The following is a 24,361-nucleotide window of genomic DNA, read 5'->3' as shown; positions in this document are numbered from 1 at the left end:
TGTCCCGCGACCGTCAACGCCTGCACAAAACCCGGCCCTCGCCATTTTGAAGTATTTCCCCTCCCTCGCCCAGAAGCCTAAGTAATGCAAGCCACCAAGCAAGCCCGAGAGCCGCGCCCGTCGTTTAGGAAGATCCAGGAAAAGTGGCGGCTGTTTCGCTTCGCGAGTACGTTGTTGCCAGTGCTGCCCGATACGCAGGAACCCGCCGCCATCGTGGCAACACGGTTGAACGACCATTGCGTTGAGGTCGTTTCCAATACGTTGCAAACTGAAGGCGCGGGATTTTTACTTCGACTCTTCACCTTCTTTGGACTGCTTTCTTTTTTTTTGGCAGTGTTCGGAGTATTCGGTGGCTGGTCTGCAGGTGTGCTCATACTTTCCATCGGTCTACCTTGCATGGGGCTTATATGGTTTTTTTTGCCATGCCTTTTGGCGCCACGTTATCGATACCGTTGTTCGAAAGTACGTTTTGACCGCCGCAGCCGTCGCGTCTACTACGTTCCATATCCTGAGGAAAGCTCGGATGCAATATGGGAACTTGAGTGGGATCGGCTTCAGGGCATCAGCTGGTCCACAGGTCAAGCGCAAGCGTATCTTTACCTTGTGGGCTATACCTGCAACCTGCCTGAGTCTCAGTTGGTCAAGATACCCATAATGTTTAGTGAGAAAATTTTCGCAAGCCACATATGGGCTTGGCTTCACGGTTTTATGGACAAGGTCGAAGCCTTGCCCGCACCCAAGATTATCGCGTTCCCACTAAATTCGCGTGATGTGCTTACGCGCTACGGTGGTCGTTGGATCACATGGTCCCTCACCACAAAGAAGGGACGGCTATGGTTGCCTTTGATGATCTGGGTGGATTTGGCGGTTCTGCTGATGTTCATGCCCGTCCTGGCGTTGCCGCAACTGATCGTTCTTCTGTATCCGGAGATCCGATTCCCGGAAGAGAGCGATCGACATTGTGGTTTTTCTACGGATTGAGCATGAATGGCAGGTAAGGGCGACGAATTGCATGCTGTCCCGCGACCGCCAACGTTTGCACAAAACCCGGCCCACGCCATTTCAAGAGTTTCCCCTCCCTCGCCCAGAAGCCTGAGTAATGCAAGCCACCAAGCAAGCCCGACAGCCGCGCCCGTCGTTTAGGAAGATCCAGGAAAAGTGGCGGCTATTTCGCTTCGCAAGTACGTTAATGCCTTTGGATCCTGCCGCTCACGAAGTACCAGCTATCGAAGCAACGCGTTTAAATGAAAATTGCATCGAAGTGGTTTCCGATACGCTACAAGGGGAACTTGAGGGAGTGGGTCTTCGATTGCTCACTTTATTCGGGCTAGTTGTTTTTTATATTGCATTAATCGCGGGCGTCGACGATGGGTTTGGACTGATTTGGGTGCCTATTCTAGGTCTTCCGATCATAGGGCTTTTGGGGTTTTTCCTTCCGCGCGTCTTGCTGCCGCGATATAAATACCGATCTTCCAAAGTACGTTTTGACCGCCGCTCCCGGCGCGTGTACTACGTCCCTTATCCAGAGGAAAGCTTGGACGCGATATGGGAACTGGATTGGGACCAATTGCAGGGCATTGATTGGACAACAGGTAGATCGCAACCGTATCTCTACCTTGTTGGTTATACCTGCAACTTGCCGGAGCCTCAGTTAGTGAAGATACCCGTAATGTATAACGGTGAGGTTTGGGCGAGCCATATCTGGGCTTGGCTTCATCGCTTCATGGATAACGTTGAAGACCTACCTCCACCAAAGATCATCACGCCTCCTGAAAGGCCGAGTGATGTGCTGATGCGTTATGGTGGCCGCTGGATCAAATGGTCCCTGACTACAAAGCAGGGACGGCTATGGTTGCCTTTGATGATCTGGGTTGATCTCGCGATTCTGCTGCTATATATGCCGTCCTGGAGCTTGCCGCAGCTGATTGTTCTTCTCTATCCGGAGATTCAATTTCCGGAAGAGAACAATCGATATTGTGGCTTTTCAACGGGCTGAGCAAGACGTGCGGGGCAAGTCGCTCTCCATGCCGCCCCGCACCCGCCAACAACTGCGCCAATTCCCTCACCCCCCCCCTTCAAACATCCCCCTCACTCGCCCGCGTTCCCGCCGGCGTCGTGCGGCCCTTGTTTTTCGCAATTGCCATGAACTCCCGCTCCGCCGCGCCCAGCACCGCATCCACGTGCAGGTGCGCCATCGCATACTGCCGGGCGGCGGCGCCCAGGGTTTCGCGGATCTGTGCGTTGTAGCTGAGCTTGCGTACGGCTTCGGCCATCGCTGCGGCGTCTTCGGGCGGGGTCAGCAGGCCGCAGCGCGACACCACGTTGGCTAGCTCGGTGCCGCGCGCCGCGCCGCAGACTACGGGGCGGCCGGTGGCCAGCATGCCGGTCAGCTTGGACGGCATGACCAGGTCAGCCGCGCCGGCGCGTTGCGGCAGCAGGTGGATGTCGGCCGTGCCTAAAAGCGCGCCCAGGCGTTCGGCCGGTTGCAAGTCCAGGAAGATGACGCGCGTCAGGCCGCGGCACTTTTCCTCCAGCGCCGCGCGTTCGGGGCCCTGGCCGCAGAACAGGAACCACAGGCGGTCTTCGCGGTTCAGGCGGCGTGCTACGTCGGCGAGGATCTGCAGGCCCTGCTTGCCGCCCATGTTGCCCGAATACAGCGCGACGATGGCGTTGTCCGGAATGCCGAGCTGTGCGCGATAGTCGCCGCCTTCGGCCAAGGGCGTGATGGCATTGACGTCGATCCAGTTGGGCAGCAGCACGGCGCGGGCGGGGTCGATGCCTTTGGAAAGCGCCAGGTCCAGCATGCGGTTTGAAATCGTGGACACGCGGTCAAACCTGCGCATCAGCCAGCGTTCGGCGCGCTTGACCATCGATCGCAGGACGCCGCCCTTGAGCAAGCCCAGTTCGAACGCCGCGTCGACTTCGAAGTCCTGGATATGCAGCCAGGCGCGGGCGCCGGTCAGGCGGGCGGTCAGCCACGCGGCCGGGGCGCAGAAGAGGGCGGGTTCGACGACCAGGATGATGTCCGGCCGCCGCATCGCCGCACGCAGCAGCGACGGCAGGCTGGACAGCGCGAAGCTGGCCAGATGCACCAGCCGCTTGGCGCCGCCCGGTCTTTCTGGGACCCACAAGGGCGCGCGCCGAACGGTCACGCCCCGGCGCGTTTCCTTGGTGTAGCGTGTGCCGCGGTAGCCGTCGTGGACCCGCCATTGCGGGTAGTAGGGCGGGGCGGTGACCACGCCGACCTCGTGCCCGCGTGCCGCCAGCCACTCGGCCAGTTCGGCGGTGTATTTGCCAGTGCCGGTCAGTTCGGGCGCGTAGTTGATGCCATAGATGAGTATTTTCATGTTGGCGTGGCGGTGCGTGGCCGGATGGGGCGGCACGGGTTGCCGTGGCACACCATCGCGGCGGGCATGTTGCGAAACACCGAGCTGCGCGCGCCGATCACGGCCTCGCGTCCGATGGTCACGCCTGGACCGACGAACACGTCCGTGGCCACCCATGCGCCGTCTTCGACACGCACGGCGCGTTCGCGCAGCGGAAAGTCGGGCCGGCCGGCATCGTGATCGGCTGCACACAGATAGCTGCGCTGCGACACCACGGCGTGCGCACCGATGTGGATGGGGCCCAGGCTGTAGATCACGGCGTCGTCGCCGATCCAGGCGTAGTCGCCGATTTCCACTTTCCAGGGATAGGTGACCGTGGCCGTGGGCCGGATCAGCACCTTGTGCCCGACGCGCGCGCCGAAGCGGCGCAGCAGCCAGCGGCGAAAGCCGTAGGCCACCTGCGGCGACCAGCGGAACAAGGTGCCCTGCACCATCCACCACAACTGCACGGTCAGCGCCGACCGTCCGCGCTGACCCGGCGCCAGCGCGAACTGGTCCAGGCGTTGCAAGGTGCTCATTTGGCCGCTCCCGCAACGGCGTCGCGCCGCGATGCGGCCTCGCTGGCCTGGCGCGCCTTCAGGATCTCTTCGGTCTTGATGCGGATCTGCCAGTAATACATGGCGCGCGCGACCGCATAGTCGTAGCCGGCCTTACCATCCAGGAATCCCAGTTTGAAGACATAGGAGTGCAGGAACGAGATCGGCGCCTTGAATGGCATGGCCTGGAAGATGCGCTTGAGCAACGCGCGGCCGCCGACGTTGGCCTCTCGCGGATCGTTCATCAGGCCCTTGGTGCGCAGGTTCGCTTCCCAGTCCGAATAGCGGTTGTGCTTGTCGAAGTAGTGATACAGCGAGTCGTGGTCGTTGTGCACCATGCGCTGGCGCAGCGCAAAGGTCTCGCCCTGGACCTGCGGCTGGTAGTGACCCTCGACCTCCCACATATTGGCCACGTCCAGGTCGTCGTAGTCCAGAAAGCGCGAGCGGTCTCGCGCCAGGAGCGCCAGCTTGTAGACGCGATGGCCATGTTCCAGCTTCTTGCCGCAGAACACGTAGTCGAAGGGCACGAACGCGCCGCCTGCCCCCGCGGCAAAGCGCGGCAGAACTTCGCGAATCTCGGCCGCCAAACCGGGAGTCATTTCTTCGTCGGCGTCCACGTACAGCACGACGGGGTGCGTAAAGGGAAGCTGCTCCAGGCACCACTGCTTTTTCTTCGGGTACTTGCCGTCCCACTGGAAGTTCGAAACGCGCGCGCCCATCGCCGTGGCGATCGAGCAGGTCGCGTCCGTGCTGTTGGAGTCCACGACGAAGACTTCGTCGAACTCCACCAGCGCCTTCAGGCACTTCGCGATGTTGCGTTCCTCGTTCTTGGTCATCACCACGACGGATACCGGTATCTTCTGCATGATGCTGTCCTGTTCAGGGCGTTCCGCGCTGCATGAGCGGGCGGAAGAGATCGATGACGTTGCGGCAGTGCCGCTCGAGGGAAAAGGCGTCCGCGCGCTCGGGGCCCTGGGCCGCAAGCTTCTCGCGCATCTCGCCGTCGTAGGCCAGTCGACGCACCGCCTCGGCCAGCGCCTCGGCGTCGCCTACCGGCACCAGCAGACCGTAGCGGCCGGCATCCAGGATCTCGGCGGGGCCGTGCGGGCAGTCGGTGGAGATGACGGGCACGCCCAGGCACAGGGCCTCGACCAGCACGTTGCCGAAACTTTCGCGCACGGAGGTGAGCGCGAAGGCGCCGGCGCCGGCAATGACCGGAAACGGATTGTCGATGTGGCCGGCCAGCGTGACCTGCGTGCGGGACGGCCGGTCGTCGATGCGCTTTTGCAGGGCGGCGTGCTCGGAGCCTTCGCCCAGGATCGTGAACGCAATGCGCGGGTCGTCCAGCAGCGCGGCCGCGTCGATCAGCGTGGCGTAGTCCTTGACGGCTTCGAGCCGGCCCACGGCCACCACGTGATAGGGCGAGTCGCCGCCATCGGCCGTCTTCGGCTGGGCGCCCTGGCGCCGCACGTTGTCCAGCGGCACGCCGTTGTATATGGTGTGCACCTTGCCGCGCAGCGGCGGAAACATGCTGACCAGGTCTTCCTTGACGCCGCGCGACACCCCGACCACCGCATCGTGCCGCCGATAGGTCTGGCTGACCAGCCAGCACTTCAGGCGGCGCATCTTGGAGGCGCCGTAGTGGATGGCCGGGCTGCTGTGTTCGAAGGCCACCGTGCGGAAGTTGCCGCGCAGGATCTTTCTGGCCAGCACGACCAGCATGTTGCACAAAAGGCCGTGCGAGCAGACGATGGCGGGCTTTTCGCGGCGTATGTGCTGCAGCAGCTTGAAGAACGCCACGGGCAGCGCCAGCCGCAGCTTGGTGGGAGACTCGATGATCGGAAATGCGCGGGTGACCTTGGGATTGGCGATGGGATACTCGCGGTTGCGCGAGCGCAGCAGGAACAGGGCGGAGTCCACCCCCTGTTCCGGCAACGCATCCACAATGAAGGCGACGCATCTTCCGACGCCGCCATGCAAGTCCGGTGCGACAAACAAGACATCAGACATGGGGTATTACTCGCGTGGGTGGCGCCCGGCGCACGATATCCGGGCGGGGGCTGGGAGCGGGAGATTCTTGGCGAGGCACGGGCATGATCTGGGCATTTCGCATCAGCGAAAGGCAGTAACACAGCAGAAAGCCGGTAAACGCGGTCTTGGGCGCATAGGCCAGGCCGCCGGACATCGAGTCGATGAAGATGTAGATGGGCGCGGTGGCGAGCAGGTATCGCCGGTGCATCTCCAGCCCGGGATGGGCGTAGCGCCGAAAAAGCGAGAACAGCAGGATGAGCAGCGGCGGCAGCATGATCATGATCGTGCCGACCACCCCGAATTTCATCAGGTAGAACGCCCAGGAGTTGTGCGCGAACGTGCTGAGTTCAAAGCCGTTCTCGCCCATCACCCAGCTGCGAAAGCCCGCACCCTTGCCAAAGACGGGGCTCTCGGCAAAGAACTGCATCTGGCCTTCCATTTCCTGCACCCGTGCGCCGTAGCTGGAGTCTTCGTCCAGGCGTTCGACGCTGAAGATGCGTTGGGTCAGCACGTCCAGGTAGCCGATGCTGGCAAAGATCAGCACGCCGGCCACGGCGGCGGGCGCGAAGATCATGACGGCGCGGCGGCGGATGTCGGCATTGCCTGCCAGCAGCACGGCGATGACCACGGAAATGGCAAGCTGCAGGTATTGGCTGCGGTTCAGCGAGAACACCAGCGCCATCACCATGTACAGCGTCAGCGCATAGGCTTTGGGGCCCGACACGTTCAGCGTGCGCCTGAAGTACAGCAACGACACCACGCCCATCGGAATCGCCCAGACGCCCAGGCGCACGTTGCGCAGCGGATTGGCGACGCTGAAGCCGGTCGCCTGTTCCAGCAGCATCAGCGTGGCGACCGCCAGGCTGGCCGCCACGATGTATTTCTGCAGGATGGCATAGGCGTGGGGACTGTCGATGTCCTTGTAGCAAAGGAACGGCGTGCACAGGAAATAGAAGACGATGCGCAGATCGCGCGCCACGTCGCCGGTCTCGATCCCGGGATGGTGGGCCGAGACCAGCAGCAGGTAGATCACCGAGATGGCCTGGATGCCGAGCAACACGCCCAGCGCGCCGCGTGGCAGCGCGTAGGCGCGCGGGTCGGCCAGGCGCAGCGCCTTGACCCCCAGCATGGCCACGAACAGCAGATCGAAGGGCGACAGCTTGAAGCTGCCCACCCCCACGATGAACTTGTCGTCGTTCAGCGCCAGCGCGGTGAAGACGAACAGGCCCAGGAGATGCAGGGTGGAAAGGCGGCGCGTGGTCATTGCGGTTCCGTATCAGTGAGGGCCGCCTAGTGCGCGGCCCAGTCGTCCCGGCCGAAGATCTTGGTGGTCAGCTTTTCCAGCAGGTAGGTCAGGTCGCCCTGCCGGGCATGCGCGGCCACCTTCGAGGCGCGGCAGGACAGCTCGAACAGCTTTCCCAACCCCGGCTCGGTCCGGCGGATGCGGCTGACGATCTGTTCGCGCTCTTCAAGCAGCACGTCCTGCATCAGGGCGGTCTTGGTCTCGTCGTGGGCGGTGTACACGCCCAGCGCGTCGGGAACGATCAGGTTCTTGCCCTCGCGCAGCAGCCGGCTCCACAGTTCGAGGTCCATGCAGTACCGCATGCTTTCCTGCAGCAGGCCGTACTTGCGCAGCAGGTCGCGCCGGAAGATGGCGGACTGGTTTGGGATGGAGGCCTTGACCACCGTCAGCGTGCCGCGGTTGACGGGCGTGTAGTGGATCTTGCGGAAGATGCGGTTGTCGGCATCCGCCACGAAGAGGTTGCCGCTGACGATCGGCGCTCGGCCCTTGGCCGCGGCGGCCCCCAGTTTGCGCAGCGCGCCCGGGAAGTACAGGTCGTCCGAGTTCTGCCAGCCGACGTAGTCGCCCGTGGCGCGTTCGAACCCCTTGTTGATCGCGTGCGACTGGCCCCGGTCCGGGGTGCTTTCCCAATAAGACAGGTAGCGCTCGTATTTCTTGATGATGTCCACGCTGCCGTCGGTGGAGCCGCCGTCGATGATGATGTATTCCAGCCGCGGATACCCCTGGTTCAGCACGGACAGGATGGTGCGCTCCAGGAACTTGGCCTGGTTGAACGAGGGCGTCACGATCGTCACCTTGGGCAGCAGCCCGCTGGCGATGGGCGCCGGCGGACGAAGCTCGCGGACGAAGTCGATGAGCTGGCGTGAATACTCGTTATGGCGCTTGCGCATGTAGGACCTCAGCATGTTGGTTATCGGGTGGCCGCAGGCATGGCGCCCGGAAAGTCGGGGCGGGATTGACGGATGGCGAGGGCCACGCCGGCCAGCGTGATCGCCGCATAGGCCATGCGGCCCCAGGCTGCGGCGTGTTCCCCCGCCACGTGAACCAGTCCCGCCATGACGCACAGCATCGCCAGGCCGCCCAGTCCGTTCAGGATTGCGACAGCGCGGGAATTGCCGAGCCCCAGGAGGGAGAAGTGCGCCGCGGCGTTCAGGGACAACAGGCCCGACGCCACGATCAGCAACTGGAAGGTGCCCAGATGGCCGCTGGCGACGTTCTCGCCCAGCAGCACGTTCAGAAGCGGCTTGCTGACCGCCAGCACGGCCAGCGTGGCGCTGGCGGACAGCGCCAGGTTCCACAGCATCATGCGGCGGATTTCGCGTTCCGCGGCGCCGGGGTAGGGCGGCGAGACGGACAGGCGTGTCACGCGCGGCATCGCCTTCTGGAAGATGGCGACGGACGCCGTATGGATGATCTGGCCGACCTGCACGCCGACGGTGTAGATCGCCAGCGCCGCTGGTCCCATCAGGCTGCCGACCAGCACCCGGTCGACCGAGCCGAAAGCCAGCGCGCTCAGGCTGTTCAGCCACGACCAGCGCGAGAAGCGGAAGGCGGCCATCATGGCGCCGCGGTCGCGCACGGGCCGCACGATGAATCGGTCATAGGCGCGCGAGAACACCCGCATCTTTACGCTGCCCGCGATGAGCAGGCCGAGGGCCTGCGCCAAGCCGGTCCAGGTGGGCGAGGCGGTGTACCAGGCGGCCGCGCACGCCAGCGCCATCGTGCCGGTGCGGCTGAAGACCTCGCACAGCGCGGTGGCGCGAAAGTCCTCGCGTCCCTTCAGGCAGCCGGAAAAGAGCTGGTCATACTGCTGCGTGAGGTAGATGGCCAGGGCGGGCATGGCCAGCATCGTGACGGCCACGCCGCCAAACGTGGCGTCCGGCCAGCCCAGCCCCACGACGCCCCACAGCAGCACGGCGGCCAAGGTGACGACGGCCAGCGCACAGCCGATCAGCGACATGCTGACGCCGGCCGCGCGATAGGCGCCGCCGGGCTCGTGCATGCTCTCGGAGACGAGCTTGGTCGCGGTCACCGCCGCGCCCAGGTTCGCCGCGTTGCCGAACCCGGCCAGCGCGATGATCATGGAATATTGGCCGAAGCCGACCGTGCCGAGCTGGCGAAAGAGGATCGGCAGCGCCACCAGCGCCGCGACGGGACCGATGCCGTATTCCACCAGCCCCCAGAAGGAAGCATTGCCGGCGATGTGTTTCTTCACGAATCCAAGCATCGGTAACCCTGTCTGTCATGCTGGCGCGGCCGTTAGGCGACCGGCAGCGCCTGTTGCGTGCGCTCGCGCAGGAAATGGCCATAGGCCAGCGTGATGCCGTGCGTCAGGGAGATCTCCGGCCGCCAGCCCAGCGCCTGCACGCGCGACGAGTCCATCAACTTGCGCGGCGTGCCGTCGGGCTTGGAGGTGTCGTAGACGATCTTGCCCTCGTAGCCGATCACGCGCGCCACCAGCCGCGCCAGGTCCGCGATGGAGATGTCCTGGCCGGCGCCGATGTTGTAGATGCCCTCGGCGTCCGGATGCTCCATCAGCATGACGCTGGCCTGCGCCAGGTCGTCCACATACAGAAACTCGCGCAGCGGCGCCCCGGTGCCCCAGATCGTCACGCTTTCCGCACCGGCCTCGCGGCCCTCGTGGAATTTGCGGATCAGGGCAGGCAGCACGTGGCTGCTGTGCAGGTCGTAGTTGTCGTGCGGGCCGTACAGGTTGGTCGGCATGGCGCAGATGAAGCGCGCGCCGTGCTCGCGCTGGTAGGCCTCGCACAGCTTCAGGCCGGCGATCTTGGCGATGGCGTAGGGCTCGTTGGTGGATTCCAGCGGACCGGTCAGCAGCGCGTCCTCGCGGATGGGCTGCGGCGCCTCGCGCGGATAGATGCATGACGAACCCAGGAACAGCAGCTTGCGCACCCCGGCCGCATACGCGGCGCGGATCACGTTGCACTGGATCATCAGGTTCTTGTACAGAAAGTCCACCGGATGCGTCTGGTTGGCCAGGATGCCCCCCACCTTGGCGGCGGCCAGGTACACCACATCGACCGGCGTGGTCGAAAAGAAGCGGTGCACCTGGTTCTGGTTTTCCAGGTCCAGTTCGGCGCGGCTGCGGGTCAGCACGTTCTCGTAGCCGCGCCGGTGCAGTTCGCGGGTGATCGCCGCGCCCACCATCCCGCGGTGGCCGGCGACGAACACGCGTTGGTCCAGGTTCGTCATGGCGGGCTACTCCTTGTAGGCGTAGATTTCGTAGCCGTTCTGTTCGACCAGCGCATCGCGCCGCGCTTCCTTCAGGTCGCTCTCGACCATTTCCTTGACGAGCTGCGCGAACGAGGTGCGGGGCGTCCAGCCGAGCTTCTCGCGGGCCTTGGTGGGATCGCCCAGCAGGGTTTCGACCTCGGTCGGACGGAAGTAGCGCGGATCGACGCGCACGATCACCTGGCCCGCCTTGACGTCGTGCACCGGCGAGAACAGCACGGTCGCCGTCTCTTCCAGGCCTTCGCCTTCCCATGCCAGCAGGATGCCCAGCTCGCGCGCCGCGGTGTTGATGAACTCGCGCACGCTGTACTGCATGCCAGTCGCGATGACGTAGTCCTCGGGGGTGTCCTGCTGCAGCATCAGCCACTGCATCTCGACGTAGTCGCGGGCGTGGCCCCAGTCGCGCAGCGCGGACAGGTTGCCCAGGTACAGGCATTCCTGCAGCCCCAGCACGATGCGCGCCAGGCCGCGGGTGATCTTGCGCGTCACGAACGTTTCGCCGCGCTTGGGCGATTCGTGGTTGAACAGGATGCCGTTGCAGGCGTACATGCCATAGGCTTCGCGGTAGTTGACGCTGATCCAGTAGGCGTACAGCTTGGCGGCGGCGTAGGGGCTGCGCGGATAGAAGGGGGTGGTTTCCTTCTGCGGCGTTTCCTGCACCAGGCCGTAAAGCTCGGACGTGGACGCCTGGTAGAAGCGCGTCTTGTTTTCCAGCTTCAGGATGCGGATCGCTTCCAAGAGGCGCAGGGTGCCCAGGCCGTCGGCGTTGGCGGTGTATTCCGGTTCCTCGAACGAGACGCCCACGTGGCTTTGCGCGGCCAGGTTGTAGATCTCGTCGGGCTGCACCGACTGGACGATGCGGATGAGGCTGCACGAATCCGTCATGTCGCCGTGGTGCAGCACGAAATTACGGGGCTGGTCGTGCGGATCCTGGTACAGGTGGTCGATCCGCGCGGTATTGAACAGCGAAGCGCGCCGCTTGATGCCGTGGACCTCATAGCCCTTGGCCAGCAGAAGCTCCGCCAGATAGGCCCCGTCTTGGCCAGTTACGCCGGTAATCAGTGCCCGTTTTGGCATGGTTGTGTCCTTAAGACTTAGTGACTGCACGAAAGGAGCCGATGGCTGCGGTACCAATGTGCAAAGAGATTACTGTTGCACCAGCCGCTGAGATATCGGCCAAAAGGTCTAAGAGATCCGCCTGCCGGTAGGGAAAAAAGGATTGGATTGATTCATCCAGCGCGCCCAGCGCGGTAACCGCCAGCATGGCCACCAGCGCGGGGCGCCGATTCACCGACAGGTAGATCAGCGCGGTCAGGCAGGCGTAGGCGGCCAGGTGCAGCCGCTTGTCGCCAAAGGCATCGGACATGTCCGCCGCCAGCCCAGGCAGGTTGCCCACCGTGACCAGCACGATGAAAAACAGGGCCGCCGCGGGCAGGCAAATCCTTGCCATGCCCGGGCGCCAGAAGGGAACCGAAACCGGCTCAGACACGACCGTAGATGTCCTGGAATCGCACGATGTCGTCTTCGCCGAGATAGGCGCCCGATTGCACCTCGATGATCTCCAGCGGAATCTTCCCGGGGTTCTCCAGGCTGTGGATCTCGCCCAGCGGGATGTAGGTCGACTGGTTCTCGGTCAGCAGGTACTGCTTGTCGCCGTTGTAGATGCGGGCCGTGCCGGACACCACGATCCAGTGCTCGGCACGGTGATGGTGCATCTGCGAGGACAGGCGCGCGCCGGGTTTCACGGTGATGCGCTTGACCTGGTAGCGCGGCCCCTGGCCAACGGAGTCGTACGACCCCCAGGGCCGCTGCACCTCGCGGTGGTGGTTGAGCTCGCTGCGGTGCTGCGCCTTGAAGACCTCGACCAGGCGCTTGACGTCCTGCGAGCGCGACTTGTGCGCCACCAGGACCGCGTCGGCCGTCTCGATGACGACGATGTCGTCCAGGCCCACCGAGGCGACCAGCCGGCTGGTCGAATGGATGAGGCAGTTGCGCGAGTCCTCCACCATGACGTCGCCCGTGGTGGAGTTGCCTTCCACCGACTTCTGGGCGATTCCCCAGACGGCGTCCCACGCGCCCACGTCGCTCCACGAGGCCGCCAGCGGGATCACCACCGCGCTGTCGGTGCGCTCCATGATGGCGTAGTCCATCGAATCGCTGGGGCAGGCCTCGAACGCCGGGCCGTCCAGGTGAAAGAGCCCGCTGTCGCCATGCCCGGTGGCCACGGCGGCCTCGGCCTGCTCCAGGATCTTGGGCGCCAGCCGCCCCAGTTCGGACAGGAAGACCGAGGCCTGGAAGGCGAACATGCCGCTGTTCCAGTAATAGCCGCCGTCATCGATGAACCGCTGGGCGACCTCGGGCGACGGCTTTTCCACGAACCGGCGCACGCGGCGCGCGGGCGCCATGGCGCCGGGTTCGTCGGCCTGGATGTAGCCGTATCCGCTGAGCGGCGCGGTCGGCTTAATGCCGAATGTCACCAGCGCGCCCTGACGGGCGGCGTCGTACGCCTGGGCGAAGGCCGCGCTCAGCACTTCGCCATCCTCCAGCACGTGGTCCGACGGCATGATGAGCATGATCGGGTCCTCGCCATCCTGCATCGCCCGCAGCGTGGCGGCGGCGATGGCCGGCGCGGTGTTGCGCGCGAACGGCTCCAGGATGACCTCGGCGTCCTTGATGCCCAGCTCCTCGGCCTGTTCCGCCGCAATGTAGCGGTGCGCCTCGTTGCAGACCAGGATGGGACGGGCCTGCGCGCCGGCCGAATCCAGCCGCCGCAGGGTGTTCTGCAACAGGCTGCGGTCGTCGGTCAAACGGATGAACTGCTTCGGCAGCAGTTCGCGCGACAGCGGCCACAGGCGCGAGCCTGAACCGCCGCAAAGAATCACAGCCCGGTACGGAGGACGGGGGTTGGTCATGGCTCTCACTCCTTGAAGTAGGCCTGGGTGTACGGATGCACGCCGGGATCGGCGGCGATCACTTCCCCGGGCAGCCAGCGGTAGCCGCTGTGCTGCGCCAAGGGAAGGCTTGCGGTATCCAGAGAAAGCTCGGCCTCGTAGGCGAGGACGACGTAGTGGGTGGAGCGTCCCGCCTCACCCGCGAAATTCGTGCCATAGAAGTGCTCGTACACGCCGCGCGGCGTCCAGGCGAGATCGGGCAGCGAGAGGCCCAGCTCGTCCTGGACGATGCGGCGCAGCGCGCGCTGCAGGGACTCGTTCTTGCGGATCCGGCCGCCGGGCACGAACCACGCGCCCTGCGCGGGCGGATTGGCGCGCAGCCCGGTCAGGTAGTTGCCGGCGCCGTCGCGCAGCAGCAGGTCGATCGACACCAGCGGCAGCATCTCCACCGCCTGGCGGAAGTCCGCGCGGGCCAGCACTCCGCCCCGCGGCGCCGGCGCTTCGCGCACAGGCCATCCCAACGGTTCAGTAGACATTGCGGCCCGTCCAACCCGATACCGCCGTGCGCGCGATGATCAGCAGATCCATCCGGAACGTCCAATGCTGGATGTAGTAGATGTCGTGTTCGACGCGGTCGCTCATCTTGCGCAGCGTGTCGGTCTGCCCGCGAAAGCCGTTGACCTGCGCCCAGCCGGTGATGCCCGGCTTGACGCGATGGCGCATCATGTAGCGCTGCACCAGGTCCTTGTACATTTCGTTGTGCTCCAGCGCATGCGGGCGCGGGCCCACCACCGACATGTCGCCCATCAGCACGTTCAGGAACTGCGGCAGCTCGTCCAGGCTGGTGCGGCGCAGGAAACCGCCGATGCGCGTGACGCGGCTGTCGTTGCGCGTGGCTTGCGTGACCACGCCCTGTTCCTGGTGCACGGTCATGGTGCGGAACTTGTAGACGTGGAACACCTTGCCGTCCACGCCCAGACGCGGCTGCGTGAAAAAGACCGGGCCGCGCGAGGTCAGCTTGATCAGCAAGGCCACGGTCAGCATCACGGGCGCCAGGCCGATCAGCGCGCACAGCGCAAAGCTGCGGTCGAAGGCCTCCTTGGCCCAGCCGCGCACGCCGGCGGCCGGCAGACTGTTCAACTGGATGGCGGGCAGCCCCAGGAATTCGCCGATGCGATGGCCCAGCAGCTGAATGGACATGACATCGGGAATCCAGCGGATGTCCACCAGGTCGTTGCGCAGGTGATAGAGCACCTCGCGCAGCTCCTGGCCGGCTTCCATCGGCAGCACGATCCAGATTTCGCGCACGTTGTTTTCGCGCACGAAGGTGGTCAGGTTGTCCAGGTCATGCAGACGGCGGACCTGCGGCGGCAGGATCTCATGCGGTTCGGCGTAGATCCCCGATATCTGGTAGCCGGCCTCGCGGTACTTTTCCACGCGGCGCCACATGTCGTGGCCCAGCGCGCCAAAGCCCACCAGCAGCACGCGCTTTTTGTCCATGCCGCGATCGCGCGCCGCGCCCAGCGCCGCATAGACGGCGATGCGCACGCCGGCCAGCGCCAGCGCCGTCATGCCGAACCAGGTTGCAGCCCATAAGCGGGATATCGCGCCGGTCTGGTGCATGAGAAAACTGACGAAGATGCCCAACGCGAACACGGTTGCCCACGCAGCCAGGCTGCGCACCACCAGATCGGTCAGGAGGCGTCCGCGCCACGACACATACAGGCGGAAGGCCGGGAATATCGCGATCGCACCCAGGCCGCAAAGGTAGATCAGGAACAGATGAATCTGCGGAGGATCCGTCAAGGCCTCTTCCGAGAATTTCAAACCGGTGGCAGTCAGGCCGCAGGTGATGACGATCGCGGCGTCGAGCAAGCGATACAGATAGCTTGCTCCGCTGAACCTTGCCGACGTGTCCGTTTGGGACGGGTCCATCGCGCACTCCTGTTCGGGGGGAAGCACCCTGCGGCAAGCAACGACTGTGCAGTGCCGCAAAGCATGTGGCTACCGACAAAATCTTATTGAGAGCGCAACTCACCCGAAACCTCCAAACGATGTAGGAGAAGGCTTAGGGCATCCGTCGAATGTGCGGGACTAGGAAAAGCGTGTGGAATGTCGCAACCCGTTACGCATCGGGCTCCTTTCCAAGCAACGAAGTCATTCACAGTGGATTCGCCATGACTACACTTTTCGGAACGTTGAGCCGAGCCATAGCCGCTATCGCGCTCGTGTCCTCGCTGAGCGCTTGCGCCTTGTCTCCCGGCATGACGTTCAGCGCCAATCAACTCGCGGATCCGCTGGACCCGAACTCCAAGGCTGTCATCAAGGAAATCACGCCGTCGCTGGTGCTCGATGAGCAGCGCGCGCGTGAAGCGCTGCTCGACAACGAAGGCATTGGCCACCTGGTCGGCAAGCCCGGTCCCTACCTCATCGGACCGGGAGACATCCTGTCGATCGTCGTGTGGGATCACCCCGAGCTCGTGCTTCCGACGCAAACCTACGCCATCGGATCGGGGGCAACGGAATTAGCCATCGGGGATACCGCCTCGGGCATTCCGGGCTATACGGTTTCATCCACGGGATATATCCAGTTTCCGTATACGGGACTGCTGAAAGTGGCGGGGTTGACTGAACTTCAGGCGCGCAATCTCATAGTCAATAGTTCAGGCAAGTACATACAGGACCCGCAGATCACCGTTCGCGTTCTGGGATTTCGCAGCAAGCGCATCTTCGTCGATGGCGAGGTAACGACGCCGGGCACGGTTGCGATCAACGATGTTCCCATGACCCTGTTGGAAGCGCTCAACAGGGCCGGAGGCATTCTGCCTACCGGCGATCGCAGTGCGGTCTATGTGATCCGCGATGGCCGTCGTACTCGCGTGAACCTTCCCGCGCTGATCGAGCGCGGCCAGGATCTGAACCAGGTCATGCTCAAGGCAGGGGACATCGTGAGAGTCACGCCGCGCGACGACAGCAAGGTGTTCGTGATGGGCGAAGTCTTCCTGCCCGGCGCCTCGGTCATGCGCGATGGCCGCATGTCGCTGACCGAAGCGCTGGGCCTGGCGGGCGGGCCGAACCAGCTCACGGCCGACCCTTCGCAAATTTTCGTCGTGCGCGCCACGGAGGAGGCAAAGCCTTTGGTCTACCACTTGAACGCCGCATCGCCGCAAGCCCTTGCGGTCGGCGCGAAGTTTGAATTGCAACCCAAAGACGTCGTGTTCGTGGATACGGCCAGCCTGGTGCGGTGGAACCGCTTCATCAGCAACCTGTTCCCGAGCGCGCAAACCGTACAGACCGTCAAGTCCATCGATTAGTCCGCCTGAAAAACCCGCCTTTGGGGGCGCCGCTACCGCGGCGGCGCCCTCTCCTGGAGAGCTGCATGTCGTTGCCCATCGAATCGTTCGAGCCGTCAGTACCGGCCCGTCAGCAGGAAACCCCCTTGTCGTCCCACGTGGACGCCATTTTTTCCAACCGCTGGATGATCATTGCGATCACCCTGTTTGCGTTTCTCGGCGCGCTGGCCTACGTGATGGTGACGCCGTCGGTCTATTCGGCTGACATCATCGTGCAGGTCGAGGAGGAGCTTCCGAACGGGCAGGCGCGAAGCCTGCTGGGCGATGTGTCGTCGATGTTCGACACCAAGGCGGAAACGTCCGGCGAAATGGAAGTGCTGCGTTCGCGCATGGTCGTCGGTCCCGCGGTCGACAAGTTCCTGCTCTACATCCACGCCAAGCCGCGCTATTTCCCCGTGGTCGGCGAGTGGCTGGCGCAGCGCTATGAAAGCCTGCCGTATCCGTCCGGCTTGCCGCGCGGCGGCTATGCGTGGGGCGGCGAGACCATCGCGATCTCGCAGCTGGACGTGCCCAACGAATGGCTGGGCAAGCCGTTTCGCCTGACCACGCTGGGCGAAGGCCGCTACACGCTCAGCGACAAGCTGACCGGCGCAACCTTCACCGGGACGGTGGGCAAGCCCGAGCGCTTCCTGCTGCCGGGCGGCGGGGCCATGGACGTGCATGTGGACGCGTTGTCGGGCCGTCCCGGCACCGAGTTCACGGTGTCGCGCAGCTCGCGTCTGGCGGCCATCGAGAACGTGCAATCGCACCTGGGCATCTTTGAGCGCGGGCGTACGTCGGGCGTGATCGGCGTCACCCTGGAGGGCAACGATCCGGCGCTGACGACCGCGGTGCTCAATCAGATCGGCCAGGAATACGTGCAGCAGAACGTGAACCGCAAGTCGGCCCAGGCTGAGAAGTCGCTGGTGTTCCTGGAGCAGCAGTTGCCGCAACTGAAGGCCGAGCTGGACGCCGCGGAAACCAAGTACAACCAGTTGCGCAACAAGCGCGGCACGATCGACCTGAGCGAAGAGGCCAAGCTGATCCTCGGGCAGTCGGTGGATGCGCAGACTCGCGTGATGGAACTGCGCCAGAAGCGCCAGGAACTGATCACGCGTTTTGCGCCGACGCACCCGAGCATCGTGGGCATCGACCGTCAGATCGCGTCCTTGACCGGCGACGTCAACCGCCTGGGCAACAACATCAAGCAGCTGCCCGATCTGGAACAGGACGTGGTGCGCCTGGTGCGTGACGTGCGCGTCAACACCGAGCTGTACACGGCGCTGCTCAACAACACGCAACAGCTCAAGCTGATCCGCGCCGGCAAGGTGGGCAACGTGCGCATCCTGGATGCGGCCGTGCAGCCCGACAAGCCGGTGCGTCCGAAGGCCGCGATCATCATTGGCGTGGCCACCGCGGCCGGCCTGATCTTCGCCATCCTGTGCGCGTTCGTGCGCAACGCCCTGTTCGGCGGCCTGTCCGAGCCGGAAGACGTCGAGCGCCATACCGGCCTGCCGGTGCTGGCCGCCATTCCGTACAGCGACGTGCAGGACAAGCTGTGGCGCCGCAGCCGGCGCAAGAACGCCACCGTGCCCGCGCTGCTGGCCCAGAGCCAGGGCAACTCGCCACCCATCGAAAGCCTGCGGTCGTTCCGCAACGTGCTGCAGGCCTCGCTGCGCCAGTCGGCCAACAACATGGTCATGTTCACGGGGCCGGTGGCGGGCGTGGGTAAATCCTTCCTGTCTGCAAATTTTGCCTTCATCCAGGGCGGCGTCGGCAAGCGCGTGCTGCTGATCGATGCCGACTTCCGCAAGGGCCAGCTCAACCGCTACTTTGGCGTGCCCAAGGAAGATGGCCTGTTCGAAGTGCTGACCGGCACGATCCCGCTCAGCCGCGTCAGAAAGCACAGCGTGTCCGAGGGCGTGGACTTCATCGCCACGGGCGCCGTCACCTTCGATCCGTCCGAGCTGCTGGCGTCGCCCGTCTTCGGCGAAACCCTGCGGGAACTGGCCACGCAGTACGACATGGTGATCCTGGACACGGCGCCCGTGCTGTCCTCGCCCGACGCGGCCGTGGTCGGCACGCACGCCGCGGCGGTGATGGTGGTGGTGCGGTCCGGCATGAACACCGTGGGCGAGATCCGCGAGACGGCCAAGCGCCTGATCCAGGCGGGCGCCCCGGTGGACGGCGTGCTCTTCAATGGCTTGAAGCTGATGCCGGAACGCTTTGGCTTCCGGTCCAAGTACGGCGGTTATCGCTACTCCCGTGCGGCGTACTACGGTGATTTCAAACACAACGGTCCCAAGTGAACGCCACCCGGAGAAACTGGCATGCACGGAACTTTTGGCTGGGACACGCCGCAGATTCTGGATGCGGTTTTCAAGGCCTACGACATACGGGGAACAGTACCGGACGAATTGGATGCAAGGTTTGCCCATAGCCTGGGGATGGCGGTGGGCGCCAAGGCCCACGAGCAGGGCGTGCGGTCGATCGTGGTGGGCCGCGATGGCAGGCTGAGCAGCGTCGAACTGTCCGCGGCGCTGCAGGCGGGGCTGCGTTCGGCGGGCATGCACGTCATCGATATCGGCATGGCGACCACGCCGATGGTGTATTTCACGACCCGGCTGATGGATACCGGCACCGGCATTGCGGTGACGGGCAGCCATAACCCGCCCACGCACAACGGCTTCAAGATCGTGATGGAGGGCGGTTCGCTGTACGGCGACGGCCTGACGGCGCTGCGCGATGCGATGCGCCAGCCGATCGATTCGGCGCCGGTGCCCGGCGGGCGCACGCAGATGCAGATCACACCCTGCTATGCGGCGCGCCTGGTGGGCGACATCCGCATGGCGCGGCCCATGAAGATCGCCATCGATTGCGGCAGCGGGGTGGCGGGCGCGGTGGCGCCGGGGCTCTTTCGGGCGCTTGGCTGCGAGGTCACCGAACTGTTCTGCGAAGTGGACGGCTCTTTTCCGGGGCATCACCCGGATCCGGCCGATCCCCACAACCTGCAGGACCTGATCTATTGCCTGCGCTATTCGGATTGCGAGGTGGGCCTGGCGTTCGACGGCGACGGCGACCGGCTGGGCGTGGTCACAAAATCGGGACAGATCATCTGGCCGGATCGCCAACTGATCCTGTTCGCCCGCGACGTGCTGTCACGCAACCCGGGCGCCGAGGTGATCTACGACGTGAAATGCAGCCGCCATGTGGCCCGCGCCATCACCGAGGCGGGCGGCAAGGCGACCATGTGGAAGACAGGGCATTCCCTGATAAAGGCCAAGATGCGGGAGTCGGGAGCGCTACTTGCTGGAGAGATGAGCGGCCACATTTTCTTCAAGGAGCGCTGGTATGGCTTTGACGACGGTATCTACGCCGCCGCCCGCCTGCTGGAAATCCTCTCGTCGGCGCCGGACCCCTCGGCTTTGCTGGAAAGCTTGCCGCAGTCCTGCGCCACCCCCGAATTGAAACTGGAGACCACGGAAGGCGTCGAGCTTGTGCAGGCGCTGCGCGACCAAGGGGAATTCCCCGGCGCAGTGTCGATCAACGAGCTCGACGGGATCCGTGTGGATTACGCGGATGGCTTCGGCCTTGCGCGACCGTCCAACACCACGCCAACGGTGGTACTCCGGTTCGAAGGAGACAACGTGGCCGCGCTGGCTCGTATCGAGGAGGACTTTCGCAAGGCGTTCAAGCGCATTGCACCTCACATTCGTTTACCGTTCTAAGGAGCATCACGCGATGGGAAAGGCTCAACAGGCGATTGAGGCGTTAAGGGCAGACTCCGGACTGGCAAACAGCCCCGAGTGGATGGCTTTCGCGCAGGCTGCGCAGAACGCCGAACTGGACGCCAGTGCGCTCAAGGTGATCGAGGCGGCAGGCTTGTGCGTGGACCTGACCATGCAGCGCCAGTCGCCGTCGCTGGACGGCGCCGGCATGGCGCTGCTGCAGGCGCGCGGACTGGAAGAGGCGCGCCGCGCGCTGTTTGCCGGGGAACCGGTCAACTGGACTGAAAACCGCGCGGCATGGCATACCGCGCTGCGCGCGGGACGCACGCGCGAACAGCCCGAAGGGCAGGACGCGGATTCCGTCTGCGAGTATTCGCGCATGACCGACTTTGTGCGGCGCGTGGACCAGACGGCGGACTTCTCCACCGTCCTGCACATCGGCATCGGCGGCAGCGACTGGGGCCCGCGCCTGGCGGTGCAGGCCTTCGGCGGACCGCTGCAGCGCCGGCAGATCCGCTTTGTCTCCAACATCTGCGGCCATGCGTTCCATGACGCCGTGGCCGGGCTGGACCCGCGCCGCACGCTGGTGGTGGTGTCGTCCAAATCCTTCACCACGACGGAAACGCTGCACAACGCCCGCGCCGCCATTGCATGGCTCAAGCAGGGCGGCGTGGCCGACGTGTCCGACCATCTGGCGGCCGTCACCGCCAATGCGCCGGCCGCGCGCGCGCTGGGCGTGCCGTCCAGCCAGGTCTTCAAGATGTGCGACTGGGTGGGCGGGCGCTATTCCGTCTGGTCGGTCGCCGGCTTGTCGATCGCGCTGACGGTGGGCGTGGACGTGCTGATCGGCATGCGCGCGGGCGCCGAGGCGATGGACCAGCATTTCCTGCAGACGCCGTTCGCGGCCAACGCGCCGGTGCAACTGGCGCTGGCCGGGCTGGTCAATTGCAGCGTGCTGGGATTCAACTCGCTGAACGTCGCTGCATATAGCGGCCGCCTCTTGCACCTGGTGACCTACCTGCAGCAGCTGGAGATGGAATCGCTGGGCAAGCGAGTCGCGGGCGATGGCTCGGCAGTCGGCGTGCCGACGGCCCCCATCATCTGGGGCATGCCGGGCACCGACGGCCAGCACACGTTCTTCCAGTGGCTGCATCAAAGCGAGGAAGGCGCGCCGGTCGACTTCATCGCCAGCCTGCAAGGGCATGCCGACAGCCCCGATGCGCATCGCATGCTGCTGGCCAACTGCCTCGCGCAGCGCCAGGCGCTGTTGCGCGGCAAGAGCCTGGAGCAGGCGATGCTGGACGTGGCGCACATCGACAACCAGGAGCGCGCGCTGACGCTGGCGCAGCACATGGTGCATCCGGGCGGCCGGCCGTCGACGCTGATCGTCCTGCGCCAGCTCGATCCGCGCAGCCTGGGCGCGCTGCTGGCCCTGTACGAGCACAAGGTGTTCGTGCAGAGCGTGGTCTGGGGCATCAACCCCTTCGACCAATACGGCGTGGAACTGGGCAAGCGGCTGGCCAGCGGCATCGAGCGCGAGCTGGCGGTGCCGGTGTCGGCGGGCGTGGTCGACTGGGGCCATGATGCCTCCACGTCGTACTGGATCGACCGCTACCGCAGCCATGCGCAGGCCCCGCGTCCCCGCCATGCGTGGGTGCCGGGCATGGCGGCCCATCTCTGACGGAGCATCGACATGCCGGACACGCACGTGCTGGTGACGGGCGGCGCAGGGTATATCGGGACCCACACGCTGGTGGCGATGATCGCCGCCGGCCTGCGGCCGCTGGTGCTGGACAACTTCAGCAACGGCAGCCGCGAGGCCGTGCGCCGCGTGGAGCAGCTTTGCGGCACGCCGATCCCGCTGGTCGAAGGCGACATCCGATCGCCCGGGCTGGTGGCCGGCGTGCTGGCGCAGGCGGCGGCACGCGGCATGCCCGTGCAATCGGTGCTGCACCTGGCCGGCTGCAAGGCGGTGGGCGAATCGGTGGCGAACCCGCTCAAGTATTACGACAACAACGTGCAGGGTTCGCTCGTCCTCTTGCGCACCATGCGTGAGGCGGGCGTGTCGCGGCTGGTGTTCAGCTCGTCGGCCACGGTGTATGGAGAACCGCAATACCTGCCGTTCACCGAGGCCCATCCGCTGGCGCCGGCCAATCCGTATGGCCGCACCAAGCTGATGGTCGAGGAAATGCTGAAGGACGTCTGCGTGGCGGACCCCGCCTTCAGCGCCGTCACGCTGCGCTACTTCAATCCCATCGGCGCGCATCCCAGCGGATTGATCGGCGAGAGCCCGCGCGACCTGCCCAACAATCTTTTTCCGTTCATCACGCAGGTGGCGGTGGGGCGCCAGCCGTTTTTGCGCGTGTTCGGCAACGACTACGACACGCCCGACGGCACCGGCGTGCGCGATTACCTGCACGTCATGGATCTGGCGCGCGGCCATGTGCAGGCGCTGACCTATGCGGAAACCCATCCGGGGTTCGTGGCGGTCAACCTGGGAACGGGGCAGGGCACCAGCGTGATGGAACTGGTGCACGCGTTCGAGCGCGTCAATGGCTGCAAGATTCCGCTGCGCGTCCTGCCGCGGCGGCCGGGCGATGTCGAGCGCATGTGGGCCGATCCGGCGCTGGCGGCGTCGCTGTTGGGCTGGACCAGCACGCACGGCGTGGACGCCATGTGCGCGGACGGGTGGCGCTGGCAGCAGGGCAATCCGCAGGGCTACGAGGTCGAGCCCGCCACGGCATAACCCCAACGCCATATCGGATGACTTTCGGCCTGCGCGCCAGAGCGGTTACAGTTGACGGAATTATTGCGAAGCAGCATTGCCCGGCGCTCTGCCCCGGGGGCTTCGCACCGTCAGCGAGGCAAACCCATGTTCGTTATCCATCCGACTGCCGGAACCGCCGGCTCCCTGTCCGGAGCCCGGCAATGAGCGGCCCCACCCATTTCCCCACCGCGCACTGGAACCTGGACGGCATCGTGTCCGGCCTGCGCGAGGCCCGCGTCGCCTGGCGCGGCCCGCGCGGCCGCCTGCGCGACGATGCCGGCCTGCGCGAGTTCCCTTCTCAAGAGAGCCTGCGCCAGATCGTCAAGGATCTCTGTGGCGCCTTGTTCCCGATGCGTCTGGGTCCCATCGACCTGCGCGAGGAAGTCGAGGACTTCTACGTCGGCCACACCATTGGCGCCGCGCTCGACGCGCTGCTGCATCAGGTCTGTCTGGAACTGCAATACGAAGGCCGCCACGACCCGGCCCTGCAGGCCGACACGCAACAGCGTGCCACGGAAATCGTGCGCCAGTTCGGCGCCCAGCTGCCGGCCGTGCGCGCCGCGCTCGACCTGGACGTGATGGCCGCCTATCAGGGCGACCCGGCCGCGCACAACGTGGACGAAGTGCTGCTGTGCTATCCCGGCGTGGCGGCAATGATCCATCACCGTCTTGCCAACGTCCTGTATCGCCTGGGCGTGCCGATGCTGGCGCGCATCGTGGCCGAGATCGCTCACGCCGACACCGGCATCGACATCCATCCGGGCGCGACCATCGGCCGCAGCTTTTTCATCGACCACGGCACGGGCGTCGTGATTGGCGAAACCGCCATCATCGGCGACCGCGTGCGGCTCTATCAGATGGTCACGCTGGGCGCCAAGCGCTTCCCGCCCGGCGAAAACGGCGAACTCAAGAAGGGCCTGGCGCGCCACCCGCTGATCGAGGACGATGTCGTGATCTACGCGGGCGCCACGATCCTGGGCCGCGTGACGATCGGCAAGGGGTCGACCATTGGCGGCAATGTCTGGCTCACGCGCAGCGTGCCGCCGGGCAGCAACGTGACGCAGGCCAGTCTGGTCAGCGACATGCCCGATTGCGGGCTGGGCGGCTGAGGGCCTCGGCCCGCGCGGGTGTGGCA

21 protein-coding genes are annotated in these 24,361 nt (G+C 64.9%); 8 read left to right on the top strand and 13 right to left on the bottom strand.

The window, feature by feature from the left end; genetic code table 11:
• The first annotated feature begins 84 nt into the window (after positions 1–84).
• Both LN047_RS18270 and LN047_RS18265 read left to right on the top strand, forming a co-directional pair.
• Entirely contained in the window at positions 85–981 is an 897-nt protein-coding gene (locus tag LN047_RS18270) for a hypothetical protein (protein WP_373979791.1), read from the top strand.
• A gap of 118 nt (positions 982–1,099) precedes the next feature.
• On the top strand, positions 1,100–1,996 hold the full coding sequence (locus LN047_RS18265; RefSeq protein WP_373979790.1) for a DUF6708 domain-containing protein: 897 nt from the start codon (positions 1,100–1,102) through the stop codon (positions 1,994–1,996).
• Between the two features lie 79 nt (positions 1,997–2,075).
• On the opposite strand, the gene LN047_RS18260 is transcribed toward LN047_RS18265, so the two are convergent.
• The 13 genes from LN047_RS18260 to LN047_RS18200 are packed head-to-tail and all read right to left on the bottom strand — an operon-like array spanning position 2,076 to position 15,334.
• Positions 2,076–3,347: a glycosyltransferase WbuB gene (locus tag LN047_RS18260; protein ID WP_373979789.1), complete on the bottom strand. Its 1,272-nt coding sequence runs from the start codon at positions 3,345–3,347 to the stop codon at positions 2,076–2,078.
• Positions 3,344–3,904 (bottom strand): putative colanic acid biosynthesis acetyltransferase, encoded by a 561-nt coding sequence (locus LN047_RS18255; protein ID WP_056323682.1) that lies wholly within the window; start codon positions 3,902–3,904, stop codon positions 3,344–3,346. Before LN047_RS18255 ends, LN047_RS18260 begins: the two co-directional genes overlap by 4 nt.
• Positions 3,901–4,788, bottom strand: a complete 888-nt coding sequence (locus tag LN047_RS18250; protein ID WP_056323685.1) for a glycosyltransferase family 2 protein — start codon at positions 4,786–4,788, stop codon at positions 3,901–3,903. The genes LN047_RS18255 and LN047_RS18250 overlap by 4 nt, the downstream gene beginning before the upstream one ends.
• 13 nt (positions 4,789–4,801) lie before the next feature.
• A complete protein-coding gene (locus tag LN047_RS18245; RefSeq protein ID WP_142054415.1) occupies positions 4,802–5,932 on the bottom strand; it encodes a glycosyltransferase in 1,131 nt (376 codons plus the stop codon).
• A complete protein-coding gene (locus LN047_RS18240) occupies positions 5,925–7,217 on the bottom strand; it encodes an O-antigen ligase (RefSeq protein WP_152384964.1) in 1,293 nt (430 codons plus the stop codon). Before LN047_RS18240 ends, LN047_RS18245 begins: the two co-directional genes overlap by 8 nt.
• A gap of 26 nt (positions 7,218–7,243) precedes the next feature.
• Positions 7,244–8,161, bottom strand: a complete 918-nt coding sequence (locus LN047_RS18235) for a glycosyltransferase family 2 protein (RefSeq protein ID WP_226846353.1) — start codon at positions 8,159–8,161, stop codon at positions 7,244–7,246.
• A gap of 5 nt (positions 8,162–8,166) precedes the next feature.
• The gene (locus LN047_RS18230) at positions 8,167–9,471 is read right to left on the bottom strand and encodes a lipopolysaccharide biosynthesis protein (RefSeq protein WP_223576223.1); all 1,305 of its coding nucleotides are present in this window, start codon (positions 9,469–9,471) and stop codon (positions 8,167–8,169) included.
• A gap of 44 nt (positions 9,472–9,515) precedes the next feature.
• A complete protein-coding gene (locus LN047_RS18225) occupies positions 9,516–10,469 on the bottom strand; it encodes a GDP-L-fucose synthase (RefSeq protein ID WP_062839166.1) in 954 nt (317 codons plus the stop codon).
• Between the two features lie 6 nt (positions 10,470–10,475).
• Positions 10,476–11,585, bottom strand: coding sequence for a GDP-mannose 4,6-dehydratase (gene gmd, locus LN047_RS18220; protein ID WP_056323703.1), 1,110 nt, complete (start codon positions 11,583–11,585; stop codon positions 10,476–10,478).
• Between the two features lie 10 nt (positions 11,586–11,595).
• Positions 11,596–11,958 carry a VanZ family protein gene (locus tag LN047_RS18215; RefSeq protein ID WP_373982152.1) on the bottom strand — a complete coding sequence of 121 codons (363 nt, stop codon included), beginning with the start codon at positions 11,956–11,958 and terminating at the stop codon, positions 11,596–11,598.
• A gap of 31 nt (positions 11,959–11,989) precedes the next feature.
• Positions 11,990–13,420: a mannose-1-phosphate guanylyltransferase/mannose-6-phosphate isomerase gene (locus LN047_RS18210; protein WP_373979787.1), complete on the bottom strand. Its 1,431-nt coding sequence runs from the start codon at positions 13,418–13,420 to the stop codon at positions 11,990–11,992.
• 5 nt (positions 13,421–13,425) lie between these two features.
• Positions 13,426–13,878 (bottom strand): GDP-mannose mannosyl hydrolase, encoded by a 453-nt coding sequence (locus tag LN047_RS18205; protein WP_056323709.1) that lies wholly within the window; start codon positions 13,876–13,878, stop codon positions 13,426–13,428.
• A gap of 46 nt (positions 13,879–13,924) precedes the next feature.
• Positions 13,925–15,334 (bottom strand): undecaprenyl-phosphate glucose phosphotransferase, encoded by a 1,410-nt coding sequence (locus LN047_RS18200; protein WP_056323712.1) that lies wholly within the window; start codon positions 15,332–15,334, stop codon positions 13,925–13,927.
• Positions 15,335–15,576: 242 nt separating this feature from the next.
• Here LN047_RS18200 and LN047_RS18195 point away from each other — a divergent pair, with 242 nt between their 5' ends.
• From LN047_RS18195 to epsC, 6 genes are all read left to right on the top strand, one after another.
• A complete protein-coding gene (locus LN047_RS18195; protein WP_128828660.1) occupies positions 15,577–16,713 on the top strand; it encodes a polysaccharide biosynthesis/export family protein in 1,137 nt (378 codons plus the stop codon).
• A gap of 65 nt (positions 16,714–16,778) precedes the next feature.
• A complete protein-coding gene (locus LN047_RS18190) occupies positions 16,779–19,040 on the top strand; it encodes a GNVR domain-containing protein (RefSeq protein ID WP_152384960.1) in 2,262 nt (753 codons plus the stop codon).
• A gap of 21 nt (positions 19,041–19,061) precedes the next feature.
• Positions 19,062–20,459 (top strand): phosphomannomutase/phosphoglucomutase, encoded by a 1,398-nt coding sequence (locus tag LN047_RS18185; RefSeq protein ID WP_373979786.1) that lies wholly within the window; start codon positions 19,062–19,064, stop codon positions 20,457–20,459.
• Positions 20,460–20,472: 13 nt separating this feature from the next.
• On the top strand, positions 20,473–22,140 hold the full coding sequence (gene pgi, locus LN047_RS18180; RefSeq protein ID WP_056323725.1) for a glucose-6-phosphate isomerase: 1,668 nt from the start codon (positions 20,473–20,475) through the stop codon (positions 22,138–22,140).
• A gap of 12 nt (positions 22,141–22,152) precedes the next feature.
• Positions 22,153–23,205: a UDP-glucose 4-epimerase GalE gene (gene galE / locus LN047_RS18175; protein WP_373979785.1), complete on the top strand. Its 1,053-nt coding sequence runs from the start codon at positions 22,153–22,155 to the stop codon at positions 23,203–23,205.
• Between the two features lie 182 nt (positions 23,206–23,387).
• Positions 23,388–24,335, top strand: coding sequence for a serine O-acetyltransferase EpsC (epsC, locus tag LN047_RS18170; protein ID WP_056323730.1), 948 nt, complete (start codon positions 23,388–23,390; stop codon positions 24,333–24,335).
• Positions 24,336–24,361: the final 26 nt, after the last annotated feature.

This window comes from Achromobacter sp. JD417, assembly GCF_041879325.1.
Classification (GTDB): domain Bacteria; phylum Pseudomonadota; class Gammaproteobacteria; order Burkholderiales; family Burkholderiaceae_B; genus Achromobacter; species Achromobacter mucicolens.
This window is presented reverse-complemented; position numbering and strand designations above follow the sequence as displayed.

Coding starts and splice junctions, on each gene's coding strand:
- LN047_RS18270 (WP_373979791.1), top strand. CDS start 85: ATGCAAGCCACCAAGCAAGCCCGAGAGCCGCGCCCGTCGTTTAGGAAG.
- LN047_RS18265 (WP_373979790.1), top strand. CDS start 1,100: ATGCAAGCCACCAAGCAAGCCCGACAGCCGCGCCCGTCGTTTAGGAAG.
- LN047_RS18260 (WP_373979789.1), bottom strand. CDS start 3,347: ATGAAAATACTCATCTATGGCATCAACTACGCGCCCGAACTGACCGGC.
- LN047_RS18255 (WP_056323682.1), bottom strand. CDS start 3,904: ATGAGCACCTTGCAACGCCTGGACCAGTTCGCGCTGGCGCCGGGTCAG.
- LN047_RS18250 (WP_056323685.1), bottom strand. CDS start 4,788: ATGCAGAAGATACCGGTATCCGTCGTGGTGATGACCAAGAACGAGGAA.
- LN047_RS18245 (WP_142054415.1), bottom strand. CDS start 5,932: ATGTCTGATGTCTTGTTTGTCGCACCGGACTTGCATGGCGGCGTCGGA.
- LN047_RS18240 (WP_152384964.1), bottom strand. CDS start 7,217: ATGACCACGCGCCGCCTTTCCACCCTGCATCTCCTGGGCCTGTTCGTC.
- LN047_RS18235 (WP_226846353.1), bottom strand. CDS start 8,161: ATGCTGAGGTCCTACATGCGCAAGCGCCATAACGAGTATTCACGCCAG.
- LN047_RS18225 (WP_062839166.1), bottom strand. CDS start 10,469: ATGACGAACCTGGACCAACGCGTGTTCGTCGCCGGCCACCGCGGGATG.
- gmd (WP_056323703.1), bottom strand. CDS start 11,585: ATGCCAAAACGGGCACTGATTACCGGCGTAACTGGCCAAGACGGGGCC.
- LN047_RS18215 (WP_373982152.1), bottom strand. CDS start 11,958: ATGGCAAGGATTTGCCTGCCCGCGGCGGCCCTGTTTTTCATCGTGCTG.
- LN047_RS18210 (WP_373979787.1), bottom strand. CDS start 13,420: ATGACCAACCCCCGTCCTCCGTACCGGGCTGTGATTCTTTGCGGCGGT.
- LN047_RS18200 (WP_056323712.1), bottom strand. CDS start 15,334: ATGGACCCGTCCCAAACGGACACGTCGGCAAGGTTCAGCGGAGCAAGC.
- LN047_RS18195 (WP_128828660.1), top strand. CDS start 15,577: ATGACTACACTTTTCGGAACGTTGAGCCGAGCCATAGCCGCTATCGCG.
- LN047_RS18190 (WP_152384960.1), top strand. CDS start 16,779: ATGTCGTTGCCCATCGAATCGTTCGAGCCGTCAGTACCGGCCCGTCAG.
- LN047_RS18185 (WP_373979786.1), top strand. CDS start 19,062: ATGCACGGAACTTTTGGCTGGGACACGCCGCAGATTCTGGATGCGGTT.
- pgi (WP_056323725.1), top strand. CDS start 20,473: ATGGGAAAGGCTCAACAGGCGATTGAGGCGTTAAGGGCAGACTCCGGA.
- galE (WP_373979785.1), top strand. CDS start 22,153: ATGCCGGACACGCACGTGCTGGTGACGGGCGGCGCAGGGTATATCGGG.
- epsC (WP_056323730.1), top strand. CDS start 23,388: ATGAGCGGCCCCACCCATTTCCCCACCGCGCACTGGAACCTGGACGGC.